A 276-nucleotide genomic window follows, 5' to 3' on the forward strand; every position below is an offset into this window, starting at 1 on the left:
CGACAAAGGCACCGTGCCTAAGTCGTACCGATTCTGGGCCAACGGATGTCGCACGCTGCTGGATCGTGAGAGCTACACGCCGGAAGCCTGGAACCACTTCAGGCACACGCACGGACAGAGCATCCTGGACTTCGGCGCGGGCCTCTGCAAGGTCGCACCCTACCTCCAGACGAAGGGCATGGACGCCATCGACTTCGAGCCGTACCGATTCGACCCGGACAAGAACGAGGGCCAGCCGGACCCTGCGTACTCTCGTGTTCAGGCCCGTCGCTTCCT

The 276-nt window shown here is 63.0% G+C and carries 1 protein-coding gene; it reads left to right on the forward strand.

What is annotated here, in order from left to right; translation table 11 throughout:
* The coding region (locus tag ACVHXK_RS18835; protein ID WP_461207940.1) for a hypothetical protein at positions 1 to 276 on the forward strand (276 nt) is incomplete at both ends.

This window comes from Clostridium sp. DL1XJH146, assembly GCF_054819755.1.